Here is a 17,252-nt window from a genome sequence, read left to right as displayed (position 1 = left end):
TCAGCGCCCGACGAGTTCGAGGAGGACGGCCGAGGCCGGCTCGACCACGTCGAGGAGCACCCGCGGCACCACACCGATCAGAACAGCCAATGTCAGCAGCGGGGCCACGCTCCAGAACTCACTTCCGCGGACGTCCGCGAAGCCGGTCGCCGCGCCCCTGGGTTCACCGAGGAACAACCGCTGAAGCGCGCGGAGGAACAGGGCAGCGGTGACCAGGATCCCGAGAAGGGCGATCGCGGTGACGGGGGCGGCAGCGATGCTTCCGACGAAGATCTGGAACTCCGCGATGAACCCCGAGAAGCCGGGAAGCCCGAGCGACGCGAACGCGCTGATCGCGAAGAGGGCCGTGTAGCGGGGAGCGGCGGCGGCAAGCCCCCCGGCGGCCCCCATATCGTAGGTGCCCGTTCTCCTGAGGAGAACACCGGCGAGCAGGAACAGTGCCCCCGTGATCAGTCCGTGGCTCACCATCTGCGTCACCGCGCCCGTGACAGCGATGGTGCGAGCCTCCTCCGTGTCGCCCCCGACGAGCCCCGCGACTCCCACCGCGAGCACGACATAGCCCATATGGTTCACCGACGTGTAGGCGATCATCCGCTTCAGGTTCGTCTGCGCGAGCGCCACGAGAGCACCGTAGATGACCGATACGATGCCGACCGCGATGATGGCGGGAGCCCACGCCCGCCACGCATCGGGGAGTATCGGCATGGCGATGCGGACGAAGCCGTAGGTGCCCATCTTGAGGAGCACCGCGGCGAGCACGGCGGAGCCGACCGCCGGGGCGTCGGTGTGTGCCGGGGGCAGCCAGGTGTGGAACGGCACGGTGGGTGTCTTCACGGCCAGACCCAACAGGATGGCGGCGAGCACGAGACCCCCGATCGGGTTGCCCTGCAACGGCATGGCTGCGACGAGTTCTGGGATGTCGAATGTGTGCGGCTCGGCTGCGAGGTAGAGGCCGATGAAGCCGAGCAGCAGTGCCAGCGAGCCGAGGAACGTGTAGAGAAAGAACTTGAGCGCGGACCGGCGCGCGTCGCCATGACCCCAACCCGTGATCACGAAGTACATGCCGACAATCGACAGGTCGAAGAACACGAAGAACAGCAGCAGGTCCTGCGCGACGAACAGGCCAACGCTCACGCTTTGCAGAAACAGGAAAAGGGCGGCCTGCGCCCGGGGGTGCCGCTCCTCCCGCAGTGAATAGATCGCACAGGCCAAGAAGATGACCGCCGTCAGTGCGACGAGCGGCAGAGAGAGGCCGTCCACGCCGACGTGGTAGCTGCTCCCGACTCCCGGGATCCACGGCACTTGTTCCTCCCAGGCGAGGCCGCCCGGGCCCGGGTCGCGGTAGAGCGCCCACATGACACCGACGAGGAGCAGGTCGGCGCCGGCGATCGCTACCCACGCCCAGCGCGCCGCGCGGTCGGGCAGCTTCGGCAACGCGACGAGCCCGAGGGCTCCGACGAGGGGGAGGAAGACAAGGATGCTGAGCATGTTCACCCGATCGAGAGGAGGAGGAGAACGACACCGACACCGGTGAGAACGGCGACGGCCTGGAGATAGTACTGGTGCAGCAACCCCGACTGCGGACGTCGGGCGGCTCGTCCGGCACGACGGACCGCTGCGGCCACGACCTCGACCGCCCCGTCGACGCCACGATCGTCCACCCGGGCGGCGGCCACCCCGGCGAGGAGCGTGCCCGTGCCTGCCGCGTCGACGCCCCGGTCGAGCACGGCGTCATCGACGCGTCCCATTGCCCGCGCGGCTCGGGCGGTGCCGATCGCGGCGGCTTCCACCCCCCGGTCCAATACCCGGTCGTCGAAGCGGGCCAGCGTGGTGGCCAGTGCCAGCGTGGGACGGACGACTGCCGCACGAACGCCACGTTCCATGCCGAGCCACGTCTGGGCCCACTTCGGCTCCGGCAGGCGGACACGCCGCACGCTCAACAGCACGACGATCGCGAGCACTGCCGAGACGAGCAGCTCCAGCAGCGACGGAGGCACGGCTGTCGCGTCTCCGAGGAAGCCTGCCACGACCGGTGCGAGCGGAGGAAGCGCCAGGATGCCCAGCACAGCGGCGGCCACGGCCAGCACCACCACCGGCAGGTACTGGGCCGAGGTCACCGCCCTTGTGCCTCGCTCCTCCTCGTCCCAGTGCCGCTCGTGCTCGGCGTCGGCCGGTGGCCTCGCCCACACCACCCAGATCGCCTTCGCTGCGTAGGCGGCCGAAAGAGCACTGGCGAGAAGGCCGACGGCGTAGAGCCACCCCGACTCCTCCAGTGCGGCGGCGAGGATGGCGTCCTTCGTGGCCCATAGCGAAAGAGGAGGAACTCCCGCGAGGGCAAGTGCCGCCACCGTGAACGCCGCCCCTGTGATGGTCCATCTCCGCGCCACTCCGGAAAGCGCAGAAAGTCGCTTCGTCCCCAGCGCCGTGAGCCAAGCTCCCGCGGCGAGGAACAGGGCGGCCTTCGTGGCCGCATGCGCCACAAGGTGCGCGGTGCCCGCGGCCACTGCGCTGAGCCCTGCGGCAAGCACAACGAAGCCGAGCTGCGCCGCGGTCGACGCGGCCAGCAGCTGCTTCAGGTCCCGCTGAGCGATCGCGACGATGCCCAGTGCGACCGCGGTCACGGCCCCGACCCAGGCCACCAGCGGTCCGGCCCAGCCCGTCGCCTCGAGCAGCGGAGAAACGCGGAGGAGCAGGTAGCTACCCAGCGCCACCATGGCCGCGGAATGGAGCAGAGCGCTCACGGGGCTTGGTCCCTGCATCGCCCCGGAGAGCCAGAACGAGAACGGAAGCTGGGCGGCCTTACCCAGGGCGGCGAGCACGATCCCCGCCGCGATGGTGTCCCGCCAGCCGGGGGTAGCCTCGGCGAGACCGCCGAGGTCGAGTCCCGCTCCGCCGGCGAACGCTGCCCCGGCTGCCACATAGAGACCGAGGTCGGCGGCGCGAGTCGTGAGGAAGGCCGTGAGCCCTGCGGACACTCGTCGCTCCTCGCGCCAGCCGAAGCCGATGAGCGCATACGAGGTGGCACCCATCACCTCCCAGCCGAGAAGCAAGGTCGGCACTGTGCCCGCCGCGGCGGTCAGCAGCGCCGCCGAAGCGAAGAGGAGCATCAGCCCATGGAAGCGGCGGGTATCGTGCCGGACGTCCGCCACGGAGAAGGCGAGGACGAGCGCCGCAACGATCGCGACCATCGGCACGACGAATGCGCTGAGGGGATCGACGCGGAGCACGAAGTCCATGCCCGGCAGGAAGGGTGCGGCGACTGTGGGACCGGTGAGCCCGACCGTCAGGGCGAGCAGCACTGTCAGGCCGGCTGTTGCGACGGAGATCACGGGAGCGGCACGGTTGCCACCTCCGCCAAGCAACAGCACCACGCCGACGACCGCGGGGAGGAGAGGAACAAGCCAGAGCGCGACCTCCGCCCCGGTCATCCGGCCAGCTCCGTCGCGCTGTCCGTCATATCTGAGCGCCGCTGACGGTGGACAAGTGTGGCGATCGCGAAGCCCATCGCCATCTCGAGGGTCATCGCGGCGACGATGACGAGGAGCAGCATCTGGCCCGTGGGTTCGGGGAACAGGAACCACCACAACCCCGCCGCAGCCAGGATGAGGGCGTTGATCATCAACTCGAGCCCCATCATCACCATGACGATAACCTGCTGGGAGATGGCTCCGTAGAGACCGACCGCGAACAGGGCCGCGGCGATGAGGAGGACGGCCTGCAGTGTCACCGCGGCCCTCCCTGCTTGGGTTCGCTGGCGGCGCCGCGGAGGTCGTCGTTGAAACGGTCATAGCGGCTGCGAGGGTGCGTGAGTACGACTCCGGCGACGATGGTGGTGAGCATGGCGGGACTGATCGCCAGCATCACGAGCATTTTGGACTCCATCGCCGCCTCGCCAATGGCCTCCGTCACACCGGCGACGTCTTCCAAGGGCCTCGTGGGCCATGGCACGAAGAGCGCCCCCGCACCGAGCACGAGGAACGCAGCCACCGACACGATCAACGCGGCCCGCTTGCTGTGTACCATGCTCATCGGCATGAGGGCTGGGTTCATGCCCATGTACATGACCATGAACACCGCCATGATCGCCATCTCCATGATCATCATCAAGATCACGACGACACCCAGATAGCTCTGTTCGAGCAGCACGACCTGCACACCGACGGCGATGAAGGAGACGGCGAGGGCGTACGTCGCCCGTGCCATCGAGTCGGTCCGGAAAACCGCAACTCCCGCCGCCACCGCGAGGACGCCGAGGACCCAGAACACCACGTCATTCATTCATCGACATCCCTCCGGAGGCCATCACGGCGCCGATCCCCACGACCAGGTCCTGCACAAGTGCGAGCGGGAGCAGGACAACCCAGCCAATCTCGAGGAACCGATCCGGGCGCGCAAGGGGAAGTGCCCGGCGCAGCGCTACGAGTGCACCGAGAAGCACGAGTGCCTTGATCAGTACCCAAGCCCAGCTTGGAAGCAGCGGACCCGCCCCCCCGCCGAGGAAGAGCGGAACAGCGAAAGCCGATCCAGCAGCGAGCAGCGCGTAGCGTCCACCGGCGACGAGCAGCCGGTCGACGCCCGAGAGCTCCGCATCCACCCCACCCGCGATATCGGAGGAGAAGGGAGCAGCGAAGGGGCCAACCACAGAAAATGCGAGCACCGAGAGGCAGTAGATGAGGAACGCGACCGGCATGAGCACCAGGTACCAGAGCTCACTCTGCGCAGCGGCGATCTCTTGCACGTCGAGACTTCCGGCGGCTACAGCAGGGGCGACCAGCGTGAACATGAGGGGTAACTCGTAGGCGATGGCGAGCGCTAGGAAGCGATATCCGCCAAGCAGCGGGTTAACGGCGTTCGCTCCCCAGCCGGCCAGCCACACCGCTGCCCAGACGGCCGCGTCCAACGCGTTGAACCAGACCAGACCGACCGACGAGGGAAACACCACCGCGTCACCCAGCGGGACGAGGGAAATCTTAAGCAGCGCCAGGATGAGGAACGACGCCGCTCCCACCCGCCAGAGCAGCGAGTCAGCCGCCGGCGTCGTTCGCCGGCGCTGCCGGAGCAGCCGGGCTACCTCGCGGACGGGGAGGGCGGCGCCAGCAGAAACCCCGCGACCCTCTCCATGCGCGAGAAGGGCCCCGTCGACGGATGCAGCAAAGAGAGTGAACGCGCCGAGTAACGCGGCCGCCGCAAGCGCCCAGGCGAGGAGGGTCAGTGGGTCGTGGGCGGGGCTTCCTACTAGGTCATCCATGGACGTGGCCCCTCATCGGCAGCACCTCCAGGGCGAGCCCGGCCACGGTGAGCCGCATCTGCCCTACTTCGAGACCAGCCAGCAACGCCGGTAGAGCCGGCAGCGGCACCGCATCGACGCTGACCGCCTCTTCCCCGGAGGCGATGCTCGCCGCACGGTCCAGTAGCGTCAACAGGCGATCGAACACGTCTCCCCTGCAGTCCTCGGGCAAGCCCAAGATTCGAAGATCCGCATCTGACAGCGGTGTAACACCCCTGAGCGACCAGCGCAGCAGGACGGAACGCGCAACGCCCGAGCGGAGCCGCGCCGCGGCGGCGTGGTCGACTGGCTTCCTCTCGGCCAGCGCGTCCCGCAAATCGCGGGCTCGAGCAGCCAGCCGACCCGCACCCGCCAGGCAGAGGAGATCTGCGGCCCTTCCGTAAAGGCGGGCCGCAGACACGGACGGCGACTCCACCGGCGATACAGGATGGGCATCGACATCGAGATCGAGATCGACATCGACATCGACAGCATTCACGCGAACATCCATGATGACGTCTCCGTGCAGCGTCGCGTTCAGCACGAGCCCGGCCGGCCATGCCGGGAGGATCGGCCCGAATGTCACGTGCAGAACGTCCATCTCCAGTCCGTCGCGGTCCTCCTCTGCTCCCTCGGCGAGAGGAATGCCGAAGGGGGACATGTCCATCGAGCCGTGGTCCATCGAGCCGTGGTCCATCGAGCCGTGGTCCATCGAGCCGTGGTCCATCGAGCCGTGGTCCATCGAGCCGTGGTCCATCGAGCCGTGGTCCATCGAGCCGTGCTCCATCGAGCCGTGCTCCATCGAGCCGTGCTCCATCGAGCCGTGCTCCATCGAGCCGTGCTCCATCGAGCCGTGCTCCATCGAGCCGTGCTCCATCGAGCCGTGCTCCATCGAGCCGTGCTCCATCGAGCCGTGCTCCATCGAGCCGTGCTCCATCGAGCCGTGCTCCATCGAGCCGTGCTCCATAGCCGAGTGAATCATATCGGAGTGCTCCGTACCGGTGTTGTCCGCTGGTCCCGGTGTGAAGTCCGACCGCTGCTCCGCGTCATGTCTTTGCTCAGCGGTGTCGCAGAGCTGCGCCCTAGCTCTGTCCAGCTCTGACGCGACGTCGGCATCTTCGGTCAGCATGCTGCGCACTCGGGGGCCCGGCATGGCCTCCCAAGCCTGTTCGATGAGCCGGGAAAGCGCGGGCCCCGGTGTTCCGCACACCAGCAAGACGTCTGCATCGGCCGGCGAATTCGACAGACGCCACCCACGCTCGCGCAGAGCCCGCTCCGCACGGAGACGGAGGAGCCACGACCCCGGCACCTCGACGACAAGCACATGGGCAACTGCGGCGGCGGACCGCGCAAGAAGCTCCCTCACACCCACCGGAAAACGCCCTCCCGCCAGGCCCAGAGAACACCAACAAGCAGCGCGCCCAGGAAGAGAAACATTTCCGCCACTGCCCCCGCACCCATCCGACCCACGACGACGGCCCACGGATACATGAACAGCATCTCGACATCGAAAGCAAGGAACACGATTGTCGCCGGGTACCAGCGCACGTGGAATCGGGACAAAGCGTGTTGCTCGGGCAGCCAGCCCGACTGGAAAGGTACAGACCGGACCGGTCTGGCCGCCACGGCCGTCCATCGATGGACCAGCTGCAACACGACCACGCCGACCAGGGAGATCAAAAACATCGATGCCATTCCGGTGTGCATTCCATTCCCCCCATCTCCAGTTCGGCCACAATAGCGGCTCCCTCCCTGAGGTCGAAGTACTTGACATCACGATGATTTACGACATGAAGTACCGCATCGACATTCTCACTCAGATCAGTGCCCTCACCAGCGCACTGCAGGTCGTCGCCGTCGGCCTGCTCAACGAACACCTCAAGCACTGCGTGGTCGATATCAAGATCAAGGAGGCCACCGGGACGCGATCGCCCGGCTCGTCCGGCCTGAGTCGTGCCACTTTTTCGTGATTTGGGGTTTTGGGGTCGGAGTTCGTTGATTTTCCGGGGGTGCTGGTGTCCGGGCGGGGCACTAATGGACGGCTTTTAGACTGCTCGGATGGGCTTGTTCGTGCGGAAGGTGCCAACTTCCTCGGGCGCGACGGCGGTGCAGATCGTGCGGAAGCACCGCGGCGTCCGCACGATCGTGGAACACATCGGCTCCGCGCATGACGACGCTCAGCTCGCCGTGCTGGTGCAGATCGCGAAGGACCGGATTCAGGCCGGGCAGCTCGCGTTCGATCTGGACGCGCTGGGCCCGGCGTCGCCGGTGACGGCGGCGCCGATCGTGACAGGCAGTTCCTCGCGTGTGCTTTGGGAGGTGCTCGAGGGTGCGTATGTTCGGCTCGGGTTCGACGTCGTGGGCGACGACACGTTCCGGAAACTCGTGCTCGCTCGGGCGGTGGAGCCGACGTCGAAAGCAGACACGATCCGTGTCCTCGGTGAGCTCGGCGTTCCGGCGGCATCGTTGCGGACGATCTGGCGGACCCTGGCCCGTTGTGTTGAGCAGGACTGGCGTGACCAGGTCTCCCGCGCCGCTTACGCTCACGCCACGAAGGCGGGGGAACTGTCCCTGGTGCTCTACGACGTCACGACCCTGTATTTCGAAGCCGAAGACGAGGACGATCTCCGCAAGGTCGGGATGAGCAAAGAACGCCGCGTGGACCCGCAGATCGTCGTCGGGCTGCTGGTCACCCCCGGCGGGTTCCCGTTGGAGGTCCACGCGTTCACCGGCAACACCGGCGAAACGACCACCCTCCTCCCGGTGTTGCGGTCCTTCCAAGACCGCCACGGTGTCAAAGACATCGTCGTGGTTGCCGATGCGGGGATGCTCTCCGCCTCGAATCTGAACGCGCTCGAAGATGCCGGGTTCTCGTTCATCGTCGGGTCCCGGATCAGTAAAGCCCCCGACGACCTCATCGAACACTTCACCATCGGGACCGCTCTCCACGACGGGGAAACCCTCGAATCGAAACGGATCATGGGGGTCGGGCCGAACGCGCGTGAGCGGCGGATCGTCTACCACTACTCAGCGAAACGCGACCGGCGGGATAACCACACGTTGGACAAGCAGGTCGAACGCGCGCAGAAGGTCGTTGACGGAACCAGGCCGGTGAAGAAGGACCGGTTCGTGAAACTCACCGGCAGCAGCCGAGACATCGACCAGACCCTGGTGGATCGGGCCCGGCAAGTCGCTGGCTTGAAGGGCTACGTCAGCAACATCCCCGCGATCCGGCTCGACGGGCGCGAGGTCGTGGCCGCGTACACGAGCTGTTCCAGGTCGAACGATCGTTCCGGATGGCGAAAACTGACCTCCAAGCCAGGCCGATGTTCCACCATCAGCACGACTCGATCCAAGCCCACCTCACGATCGTGTTCACCGCCCTCGCCATCTCACGCCACCTGCAAGACACCACAGGGGTCAGCATCCGTCGACTCGTCCGCACCCTCCGGCCCCTCCGAGACGTCACCATCCGCATCGCCGGGAACGACATCACCGCAACAACACCGCCCGGACCCGACGCCGCGGCGATCCTCGACACGATCGCCGCCGACACAGGGCACTAAAGTGGCACGAGTCAGGTCCGGTGCTGATTTCCCGACCATGAGGAAGAAGGGAGGCGGGCAGCGTCATGCGCCCGCGCACCAACATCGCCCCACCCATCTTTCTCTGGCCTTGACCCCGGAGAGTGGACACGGGTTAAGCGGCGAGTTGGATCTGTGCGGCCTGTGATGAGTATTGCATTTCGAACTCCACTGGGGTGACCTGCCCTATCGCGGAGTGCCGGCGGCGGCGGTTGTAGCGGTCCTCGATCCACTCTGCGACGCCTTGGATCGCGCGGGCTCGGGTGGGCCAGACACGGCGGTAGTAGAACTCGGTTTTCAGGGTCGCGAAGAAGCTCTCGGCCATGGCGTTGTCCCAGCAGATGCCGGTGTATCCCATCGACCGGGTGATGCCGTTCTTCGCCGCGAACAGGGTGATCTGTTCGGACGCGTATTGGGTGCCGCGATCCGAGTGGAAGATCACCGTCGCTGGGCGGTCCCCGCGCAGTGCCAAGGCCATCCTGAGGGCGTCTTCGATCAGGTCTGTGCGCATGTGGTCAGCGATGGCCCAGCCGATCACGCGGCGGCTGTGAGCGTCGATGACGGTCGCTAAATACACCCACCCCTCCCAGGTCCTCAGGTAGGTGATATCGCCCACCCAGACCTGGTTCAGAGCCCCGGTATCCCACTTCCGTTTCACCGCGTCGACGGGGTAGGCGTCAGCGCGGTCGATGATCGTGGTTGTCTTCCACTTCTTCGGACAGATACCCACCAATCCCAGGCGCCGCATGGTCGCAGCAACGGTTTTGCGGGAGATGATCTCCCCGTCCGCGCGCAGGTCGGCAAGGATCCTGGGGGTCCCATAGGTTTCGTCGGAATCGCCGTAGAAGAACGTGACTTTCTGCTCAATGTGCACCCGCCGAAGCGACGCACGCGACGGGACCCGTCCGGCCCAGGCGTAGTAACCGGACCGGGACACCTCGAGGAGACGGACCATACGGGTGATAGTGAAGTTGGTCTTCTCCGCCAGCATCAGTTCGAACGCTTGCCGTTCGTATCCGACGCTTCCTGGGCGAAGAAGATGGACGCTTTTTTTAGAAACGCCCGATCCAGTTTCAGATCCGCGTTCTCCTTGCGCAGCCGCATCAACTCAGCCCGCTCAGACTCCGTCACCTCGGCCTGCCCGGTCTCGCTACGCGCCTTGAACGCGCCCACCCACCGGCCCAGCGTGGCCTCGTTGATCCCGAGCTCGCGAGCCACGGTCGCGACCGCTCTACCAGTCGTTAAAACCAGCTTCACAGCCTCGTCTTTGTACTCAGGAGTGAACTCCCGACGTGATCTTGCCATAGCGAACATTCTCTCTTGTGAGGTGTCCACTCCCCGGGGTCAAGGCCACTCGCCCTCCGTCATCACGAGGCAGGCGATGCTCTGCGGGTCGAGGGACCCGGCCGCGGTGACGCATTTCTCGTCGTCGTGGACCTCGGCGTACGCGAGAAGGGAATGATCGTCGATCGCGTGTGGACGTAGTCGTGGAGCAGGGGCGGTCAGCCGCCGGCCGTGTCCCTCGGCCGTGAAGTCTCCGCCCGCCGCCGGGGGACGCGGGCAATGTTGTCGGTGTCGATATGGATCAGCCGGGGCTCGTTGTGCTCCAATCGACGCGACGAACGGCTTTTCGCTCGGGTGAGCCTTCCGACGACTGAGCCGACCACGGATGCGTCCAACGCACTCCAACATCGTGCGGAAATACAGCGAGGCGAGATCGGCGGAAGGCCCCCGTAGTCATGAAGCGGACCCTCTCAAGTGCAAAGAGAATGAGCCGGCGCCCGAGCCGTCAGGACGCCCTGCGGCTGGCCACCACCGCCCCGAGAATCACGAGCAGCGCGGCGGCGGGATACCCTGCGGCGAGGTCGACCCAGCCTTCCGGTTGAGCCGGCCCGAAAGCTTCCAAATGCGCGAGCCAGTGAGTGATGCCGACCGCTGCTCCCACAATCATGATGATTTGGCCTGTGCGAAGGTATATCCGGCGGCGGCGGTAACGCTTCTGGAGTTCTTCTTGGGTGGGCTCTCTACGCGGCGTGTCCATAAGTGATCCTTGCTTGTGTGGGCGTGTGCAGCACGAACGTGCTGCGACGACAAGTGCTGCACGTCGGCGATCAATGTCCCGACACGAACAGCGGGTGGTCGAAGACGCAGCGAGGCGATGATGCCAGACGTGCAGTCGGAACGCGGTGACAGCGCGTCATGACCTCCGCAACGCACGGGTCGTGCGCGGGATTCATGTCCGCTGAATGCCTAGCGAGATCAAGTCAGGCCGCGCCGCTGGCGGTTCATGCCAGACTGCACGTTCAGGCGCATTCACCGGCCGTCGACGCATTCCGATCGGGAAAGCACTACGGAATCGGCGCCAGATCGGTTTGAGCAGAATCATCCCGCACGCGAGTATCGCCATCCACAGGTTTCCGGAAGACGACATCATCGCTTCGCTACACACACCAGAACATGCCGCGGCATCGACCCCGCCTGCTGGCCCTGGGTGCTCCGCCGAAACGACCAGCGGACTCGATGCGTCGACGGAACCCTCTGAGGCAAGCGCGTGTATTGCGACGAGACCGACGATCAGGGACACCGCCAGCAGAATCAGGAAAGGAGCGGAGGCTGGGCGCCTGCCCCGACGCCCGGCCTCGCCACTGCGTATGTGCGTCAAGTCCACGGCACCTTCCAATCGCCGCAGGCATCGTGCTAGCGAGTCACGAATCATCCGTGCCTCAGCGGAATCGTGCTCAGGCGGGATGATTTGGACGAGAATCCAGCCACCGCACCCGCCGCGCATAGGACAACGAGGACGCCCACGCCGATCCGGTCGAACCATGGTGCTACCGCCATCGCTGGGGTGACCGAGTCGGATAGCGGCGCCTCGGCGACCATGGCGGAACTTGTGAATGGTGCCATCGTGGCGATCTCGGCGCCGTCGGGCCCGATGATCGCGGATGATCCCACGGTGGACGCGTTCACCACGGATCGAGCCGTCTCCATGGCGCGGACGCGTGCGATGGCGAGCTGCTGCGCACCCTGAGCCGAATCACCGAAGTCAGCATTGTTGGACGGGACGATCAGAATCTCGGCCCCCTCCGCGATGGTTTCCCGGACGAGCTGATCGGAGACAATGTCGAAGCAGAGTGCCAGACCGATCGGGACGCCGTTCACCCGGACGGTGGCGCCTGTCGTGCCGGGGGTCATATCGACAGGAATCAGCGACGGAACAAACGGCAGGAGACTTGACCAAACTGCGCGGTCCGGAAGGTATTCGGCGAAGGGGACCGGGTACCTCTTGTCATATTGTTCGACTACTCCCTCGCCCGCGCGCCAGACCAGTGCGCTGTTGAACACCTGACCGTCGTCCACCGTCAGCGTGCCGAAAAGGATAGGCGCGCTCACCCGATCGGCGATGCCGTCGAGTGAGGCTTGAACCTCGGCGGTTCGCGCGACGTCAACATCAACCGAATTCTCAGGCCAAATCAGAAGATCGAGATCTTCGCCGTAGAGCGGTTGCGTCGCACGCATATGATCGACAAAAATCCTTCCCGGCGCGCTGGCGTTGAAGATGCCGGCATCCGAGTTGCCCTGCGCTGCACCGAGCCGCATACTTCCCGTCTCATTGAAGGAGAAAGAGGGAACGGCTAAAAGAACGACGAGAAGTACGAGTGGAGCGGACGCGGACCCCAATCTGCGCGAACGCGCGACCTGCACGGCCATCGTGCTCATTATGACAACGGCGAAAGTGGTTCCGGCAACCCCGACCCACGGCAGTAGGTCGCGCAATGGGCCGTCCACCTGGCTGTAGGCGATTCGACCCCAGGCGAAGCCACCATACGGCCAGTTCCCGGTAACGAAATCGCGTCCGACCCATGCCGCTCCCACCAGCACGGGAACCACCACCATCCGGGTGACGTCTCCCGGAATCCACTCCTCAATCGTCCTCCACCCGGAGATCATGATTGCGGCGGCGCCCACCGACATGAGCACCTGCAACGCGACGAGTGCTGCCCAGGGTGCGGGACCGAGATAGGTCGTCAACCAGACAATATGAATGCCCCAGAAACATGCCGCTCCCGCCGCGGCTCCCGCCAGCGCATGGGTCATCCGAGGTGCTGTCAGAACACAGACCTGCAGCGCCACACCCACGAGCGCGAAGGGCCAAGACCCGACGGGAGGGAACGCGAGCGTCGTGAGAGAACCCCCCAGTGCGCCGAGAGCCAGAGTCCTCAGGAAGGCATATCGGGGCGCCCGTCGCCGCGCCAACTTCGCGTGGCGGGGGCGAACCGCCTCGAGCGGGACCGGGATGGTCACGGTCCTGGGGGGTTATCGCCCGCCACGCGGGGGTCGGAGGCGGACGCTACGAAGGTTGAGCGGTGGGATTGCCTCTCACTCTCGAGAGTGTGGCCGCTCTCCTGGTCGCTTGAAGCGGTTTTCGGGGAGCGGCCCTGTCGGTAAACGCTTGGTTCGGGCTCCGGGTGCCGGGCCGCTTGGACAACGACGAGAACCACGCCGGCAATCGCGACGACGAGCGCTGTGAGCACGTTTATCTTGACGCCCCAGATTTCGAGTTCGGTGGGGTCGATACGAATGGATTCCAACCATGCCCTGCCCGTGCCGTAGATGAGCAGGTAGACGCCGAGCGCCCTGCCCCACCTCAGGTCATAGCGACGCTCCAGAAGAAGGATTGTCGCGGCGCCTGCGAGATTCCACAACATCTCGTACAGAAAGAGCGGGTGAAAGAGCGTGCCCGGCGGCAAACCCTCCGGGAAAGCGGCGCTCTGCGGGTCGATTTGAAGCCCCCACGGAAGAGTGGTTGGAAGGCCGTAGAGCTCTTGATTGAAGTAGTTCCCCAGCCGACCCACTGCTTGCGCGATGAGCATGGCCGGCGCGAGTGCGTCGGCGAAGGACAGGAACCGGATTCCCGCGATGCGGCATCCGATCATCGCGGCAGCGCCCCCGACGAGGACGGCACCGAAGATGGCGAGTCCCCCCTCCCAGACATAGAGCACGCGCCACAGATCAGCGCCCGGGTAAAAATAGTCGTTGGGATGGGTGATCACATGATAGGCGCGTCCACCGGCGATTCCGAAAGGAACTGCCCACAGCGCGATGTCGACGACAACGCCGCGGGCGCCACCTCGCCGTTCGAGGCGCCGAGAAGCCAGCCACGTGGCGATAGCAATCCCCAGAATGATGAAGAGCGCATAGAAGCGAAGTTCGAAGACGCCGAGATCGATAGAACTGATGGAGGGGCTGGGAATGCCCGCCGTGAACATCAGCCCGCCGGCGTTCACGGCTTCACCTTTGCCGAAAGCCACGCGTAGGGGTCGATGTAGGTACCGTCGGCACGCATTATACCGAGGTGGAGGTGGGGGCCTCCGCTCAGGCCGGTATCGCCGACTTTGCCGACGAGGTCACCGACACTGACCGAATCACCGGGCCGGAGAGCCAGCGTCCCGACTGCCATGTGTGCGTACAGGCTACTGATTTTCTCACCGTCGACGACGTGGTCGATGATCGCGTACACCCCCCACTGGCTGCTGTCGCTGGACGACGCTTCCCGTACGACGCCATCGGCGACCGCTTGGATCGCCGAACCGGCGCCCGGGTTCATATCGATCCCGTTGTGATCTTGCGGGCAACCGGGGCACGGTGATGCGCGCCATCCGAACCCGCTGCTGATAGGAACTCCGGTCAGAAACGGCCACTGGATCGCGCCGCTGTAGTTGACGAATGTGGATGCTGTCTGCGCATACACGCCGGTCGTGATCGCGCTCGCGCTGACGTACGTTCCTCGGTCGAGGGGCGCGCCTGTCACCTGGATGTCGAGGTCGAGCGATTGGGCCTCACCGGCGGAGCCACGTGCTTCCGCCGTGTCGCTCGACACCGATGCCGGGAATGAGGCGCCGCTGGCGGGAAGAGCGAAACTTAACGCTAGAGCCATCGCGGACGACATCGCGGTCGCCGACACAATCTGTCGCCGGAACGACGAACGACGCATCACGGCGAGCGCAGAGTTGGGTGGCGCCGATGGCGGCAATCTCCGCCGCTCCTTTTCGCTCTCCCTGATGCTTCGGCGGGTCGGTGAGGTAGCGGGCATGGACGGGTCTGAGGATGAGAGCATTGAGCATTCCGGAAGGTGACTATGTCGCGCGCACCGGCGCGGAAGAAGAGCGAGAAAATCCATGTGGCGGATCACTCGTGACGCGGTCGCGGATCATGAGGCAGACCGGTCTTGGCTCACGCCGTCCCAGCGCCGAAAGAAACGCGGTGTGGGCGCAACGAGCACCGTGGTGAAACGGGTGTGCTCAGGTCCGACTGATCGAGAGGACGTGAAGATCGGGTCCGCTGGGAAGGATCACCCCTGCACGGTAACCCGCCCCTGAAGGGGGAACCAGACGTGTCGACAGCCAGAATCGGCGCGAGGCCCGAGCGAGCCCGAGACCTAATGCAGCAACAAATGCGCAGACCGCAACAACCATGCACGCGAGCAGGTCACCCATGTTGGATGAGCAATTCGAATCGCAGGGTTCAGCAACGGAAGACGAACTGCCCGATGCGGAGGGCAATATCGGGTTGTCCACAATGCTCTGCGAAAGGGAAACCTCCGACGATCCTGCGATGCGGTGCTCACTCTCGCCCCCTGCATGCATCGCCAGAAGGGGGAGCACGAAGAGCGACACGAGAGTGACAAGCCAGAGCGTCGCGCCTTGCGTGCGTGTGCCGTCGCGAAGAATGTTCACTCGCGCCTTCCTGCCGCCGGGCTCGTTACATGATCGTGATGACCTTCGGCCAGCGTACAAGATCTCCGTCCGAGACTTTCCTGTGAACCACACCCCGTTAGGTGCCGACTGCACCTATTCGGCGTGTCCGAACACGTGCGCTCGACGATCGGTGTAAGGGTAGCGAACGTTTCCCGTGTCCCATCGCCCCGCCCTAGGAGAAGTCGAATGTCCCGCTCCCTCCCGCCGGTGGCGCTTCCCACCGTGGACTGCGGGTGTGCGCCATCCGCGGAAGAACTCCGTCATCTCGACGATGCGCGCGTCAGGCACACGTTGGGACGGCGCGGCTTCGTACGCATTGGAGCGCTCGGGCTGCTCGCCGCGGCATCGCTTGGGGTGGCCGCTCCGGCCTTCGCTGCGGCGTACCCCACCTGGGACGATGTGCAGCGCGCCCGTGCCAACGAAGCCGCGAAAGCCACCGAAATTTCGCGCATTCAAGGGTTCATCGCAACACTAAACGCCAACGTCACACGGACGCAGGCAGCAGCAGAGGAAGCGTCTCAAGAATTCTTCCTCGCGGAGGAGGAGTACTTTGCTGCGGTCGCGCGGGCGGATGATTTCCAGTCCCAGGCCGATGCCCAGGCCGCTGTCGCAGCGACTGCTTCGGAAAGGGCGGGCCGCGTTGCAGCGGAAATGTATCGATCGGGTGGCGACGACACGTCGTTGCGATTGTTCTTTTCCGATGCCGGTGACGCCGACCAGCTACTGAGCAGGTTGGGCAGGGCTGACAAGCTTCTGCAGCGAAACCGCGATGCGTTCGCCGATGCCAGCCTCGCGCGCGGGGCGGCACAGTCGCTCAGCGATCAAGCCGCGGTCGCGCGAGACGAACGCGATCGACTCAAGCAGCTCGCTTCGCAGCGAATGGAAGAGTCGCAGGCCGCAGCCAACGCCGCTCAGCAGGCTTTGGACGAACAGTCCACCAACTTGGTCGTCCTGGAGGCTCAGCTCGCGGCACTTCAGGATTCCACTGCACGAACCGTGGCGGACTACCAAGCCGGCGTGGAAGCTCGACGCCGCGCGGAGGAGGAAGCGAGACGCCGCGCGGAGGAAGAGGCACGGCGCGCAGCCGCGGCAGCGGCTGCGGCTGCGGCTGGCGGAGGCGGAGGCGGGGGCGGGGGCGGGGGCGGGGGCGGACAGATCGGGCAGTCGGGTTGGGCGCGACCGTCCGGCGGGCGACCGACGTCACGTTACGGAGCGCGCGCGACAATTTGCGAGAACGGTTATTGCACCGGATATCACTACGGCACTGACATGGCGACGGGCTGCGGGGCTGGCGTTTTTGCGGCGAGTGCGGGTCGTGTTGCATACGCCGGAACATACGGAGCGTTCGGCCAGCACGTCCGCATCGATCATGGCGGTGGCATCTTGACGGCCTACTCGCACCTTCAGCAGGGCGGGATTCTGGTGGGCTACGGGCAACAGGTCGCGGCGGGCCAGCTGGTTGCGCGGGAAGGGAAATCCGGACTGTCGCGGGGTTGCCACCTGCACTTCGAAGTGTGGCGGAACGGGCAACGAATAAACCCCGAACCGTTCATGAGCGAGCGCGGCATCTCTATCTGACTTGGCAGCCAGGCGCCGACACCCGCCAACTCATCAGAAATCGAATGTACGATACCCCGTGGCGGT

At 65.5% G+C, this 17,252-nt stretch carries 14 protein-coding genes and 3 pseudogenes; 5 read left to right on the top strand and 12 right to left on the bottom strand.

Going from position 1 to position 17,252, the window contains the following annotated elements; translation table 11 throughout:
* The 6 genes and pseudogenes from ACXZ1E_RS11310 to ACXZ1E_RS11285 all read right to left on the bottom strand — a co-directional run.
* Window positions 1–1,488 carry a complex I subunit 4 family protein gene (locus ACXZ1E_RS11310; protein WP_458040593.1) on the bottom strand — a complete coding sequence of 496 codons (1,488 nt, stop codon included), beginning with the start codon at window positions 1,486–1,488 and terminating at the stop codon, window positions 1–3.
* A 2-nt stretch (window positions 1,489–1,490) separates the two neighbouring features.
* Entirely contained in the window at window positions 1,491–3,428 is a 1,938-nt protein-coding gene (locus ACXZ1E_RS11305; RefSeq protein WP_458040592.1) for an NADH-quinone oxidoreductase subunit 5 family protein, read from the bottom strand.
* Window positions 3,425–3,727 (bottom strand): NADH-quinone oxidoreductase subunit NuoK, encoded by a 303-nt coding sequence (locus tag ACXZ1E_RS11300; protein ID WP_319034914.1) that lies wholly within the window; start codon window positions 3,725–3,727, stop codon window positions 3,425–3,427. The genes ACXZ1E_RS11305 and ACXZ1E_RS11300 overlap by 4 nt, the downstream gene beginning before the upstream one ends.
* Complete coding sequence (locus ACXZ1E_RS11295) at window positions 3,724–4,278, bottom strand: NADH-quinone oxidoreductase subunit J (RefSeq protein ID WP_458040591.1); 555 nt, start codon at window positions 4,276–4,278, stop codon at window positions 3,724–3,726. The genes ACXZ1E_RS11300 and ACXZ1E_RS11295 overlap by 4 nt, the downstream gene beginning before the upstream one ends.
* Window positions 4,271–5,248, bottom strand: coding sequence for a complex I subunit 1 family protein (locus ACXZ1E_RS11290; RefSeq protein WP_458040590.1), 978 nt, complete (start codon window positions 5,246–5,248; stop codon window positions 4,271–4,273). The genes ACXZ1E_RS11295 and ACXZ1E_RS11290 overlap by 8 nt, the downstream gene beginning before the upstream one ends.
* Window positions 5,236–6,183: pseudogene (locus tag ACXZ1E_RS11285) on the bottom strand (pentapeptide repeat-containing protein); the annotation flags it as partial. The pseudogene ACXZ1E_RS11285 and the gene ACXZ1E_RS11290, both read right to left, overlap by 13 nt.
* Between ACXZ1E_RS11285 and ACXZ1E_RS11280 the strand changes: the two are divergent.
* On the top strand, window positions 6,075–6,368 hold the full coding sequence (locus tag ACXZ1E_RS11280) for a pentapeptide repeat-containing protein (RefSeq protein WP_458040589.1): 294 nt from the start codon (window positions 6,075–6,077) through the stop codon (window positions 6,366–6,368). The pseudogene ACXZ1E_RS11285 and the gene ACXZ1E_RS11280 sit on opposite strands and share 109 nt — an antisense overlap.
* A 260-nt stretch (window positions 6,369–6,628) precedes the next feature.
* On the opposite strand, the gene ACXZ1E_RS11275 is transcribed toward ACXZ1E_RS11280, so the two are convergent.
* Window positions 6,629–6,973 carry an NADH-quinone oxidoreductase subunit A gene (locus ACXZ1E_RS11275; protein ID WP_458040588.1) on the bottom strand — a complete coding sequence of 115 codons (345 nt, stop codon included), beginning with the start codon at window positions 6,971–6,973 and terminating at the stop codon, window positions 6,629–6,631.
* Here ACXZ1E_RS11275 and ACXZ1E_RS11270 point away from each other — a divergent pair.
* Both ACXZ1E_RS11270 and ACXZ1E_RS11265 read left to right on the top strand, forming a co-directional pair.
* Entirely contained in the window at window positions 6,955–7,236 is a 282-nt protein-coding gene (locus ACXZ1E_RS11270; RefSeq protein WP_458351949.1) for a metal-sensitive transcriptional regulator, read from the top strand. The two genes, ACXZ1E_RS11275 and ACXZ1E_RS11270, sit on opposite strands and share 19 nt — an antisense overlap.
* An 88-nt stretch (window positions 7,237–7,324) precedes the next feature.
* Window positions 7,325–8,832 (top strand): annotated as a pseudogene (locus ACXZ1E_RS11265) (IS1634 family transposase).
* Window positions 8,833–8,965: 133 nt separating this feature from the next.
* On the opposite strand, the pseudogene ACXZ1E_RS11260 reads toward ACXZ1E_RS11265, so the two are convergent.
* The 5 genes and pseudogenes from ACXZ1E_RS11260 to ACXZ1E_RS11240 form a co-directional block, all read right to left on the bottom strand.
* Window positions 8,966–10,164 (bottom strand): annotated as a pseudogene (locus ACXZ1E_RS11260) (IS3 family transposase).
* Window positions 10,165–10,639: 475 nt separating this feature from the next.
* Entirely contained in the window at window positions 10,640–10,891 is a 252-nt protein-coding gene (locus tag ACXZ1E_RS11255) for a hypothetical protein (RefSeq protein WP_458040587.1), read from the bottom strand.
* Window positions 10,892–11,562: 671 nt separating this feature from the next.
* Window positions 11,563–13,155: an apolipoprotein N-acyltransferase gene (lnt, locus tag ACXZ1E_RS11250; RefSeq protein ID WP_458040586.1), complete on the bottom strand. Its 1,593-nt coding sequence runs from the start codon at window positions 13,153–13,155 to the stop codon at window positions 11,563–11,565.
* Entirely contained in the window at window positions 13,152–14,138 is a 987-nt protein-coding gene (gene lgt / locus ACXZ1E_RS11245; RefSeq protein ID WP_458040585.1) for a prolipoprotein diacylglyceryl transferase, read from the bottom strand. The genes lnt and lgt overlap by 4 nt, the downstream gene beginning before the upstream one ends.
* On the bottom strand, window positions 14,135–14,731 hold the full coding sequence (locus tag ACXZ1E_RS11240) for a M23 family metallopeptidase (protein WP_458040584.1): 597 nt from the start codon (window positions 14,729–14,731) through the stop codon (window positions 14,135–14,137). Before ACXZ1E_RS11240 ends, lgt begins: the two co-directional genes overlap by 4 nt.
* On the opposite strand from ACXZ1E_RS11240, the gene ACXZ1E_RS11235 reads away from it, so the two are divergent.
* Window positions 14,718–14,987: a hypothetical protein gene (locus ACXZ1E_RS11235; protein ID WP_458040583.1), complete on the top strand. Its 270-nt coding sequence runs from the start codon at window positions 14,718–14,720 to the stop codon at window positions 14,985–14,987. The two genes, ACXZ1E_RS11240 and ACXZ1E_RS11235, sit on opposite strands and share 14 nt — an antisense overlap.
* Before the next feature lie 807 nt (window positions 14,988–15,794).
* The gene (locus ACXZ1E_RS11230; protein ID WP_458040582.1) at window positions 15,795–17,186 is read left to right on the top strand and encodes a M23 family metallopeptidase; all 1,392 of its coding nucleotides are present in this window, start codon (window positions 15,795–15,797) and stop codon (window positions 17,184–17,186) included.
* Window positions 17,187–17,252 lie beyond the last annotated feature (66 nt).

It is taken from the genome of Pacificispira sp. HM-600 (assembly GCF_977993705.1).
Note: the sequence above shows the minus strand (reverse complement) of the source record. Positions and strands in the feature narration are given on the sequence as shown.

Coding starts and splice junctions, on each gene's coding strand:
- ACXZ1E_RS11310 (WP_458040593.1), bottom strand. CDS start 1,488: ATGCTCAGCATCCTTGTCTTCCTCCCCCTCGTCGGAGCCCTCGGGCTC.
- ACXZ1E_RS11305 (WP_458040592.1), bottom strand. CDS start 3,428: ATGACCGGGGCGGAGGTCGCGCTCTGGCTTGTTCCTCTCCTCCCCGCG.
- ACXZ1E_RS11295 (WP_458040591.1), bottom strand. CDS start 4,278: ATGAATGACGTGGTGTTCTGGGTCCTCGGCGTCCTCGCGGTGGCGGCG.
- ACXZ1E_RS11290 (WP_458040590.1), bottom strand. CDS start 5,248: ATGGATGACCTAGTAGGAAGCCCCGCCCACGACCCACTGACCCTCCTC.
- ACXZ1E_RS11270 (WP_458351949.1), top strand. CDS start 6,955: ATGCCATTCCGGTGTGCATTCCATTCCCCCCATCTCCAGTTCGGCCAC.
- ACXZ1E_RS11275 (WP_458040588.1), bottom strand. CDS start 6,973: ATGCACACCGGAATGGCATCGATGTTTTTGATCTCCCTGGTCGGCGTG.
- ACXZ1E_RS11255 (WP_458040587.1), bottom strand. CDS start 10,891: ATGGACACGCCGCGTAGAGAGCCCACCCAAGAAGAACTCCAGAAGCGT.
- ACXZ1E_RS11230 (WP_458040582.1), top strand. CDS start 15,795: ATGTCCCGCTCCCTCCCGCCGGTGGCGCTTCCCACCGTGGACTGCGGG.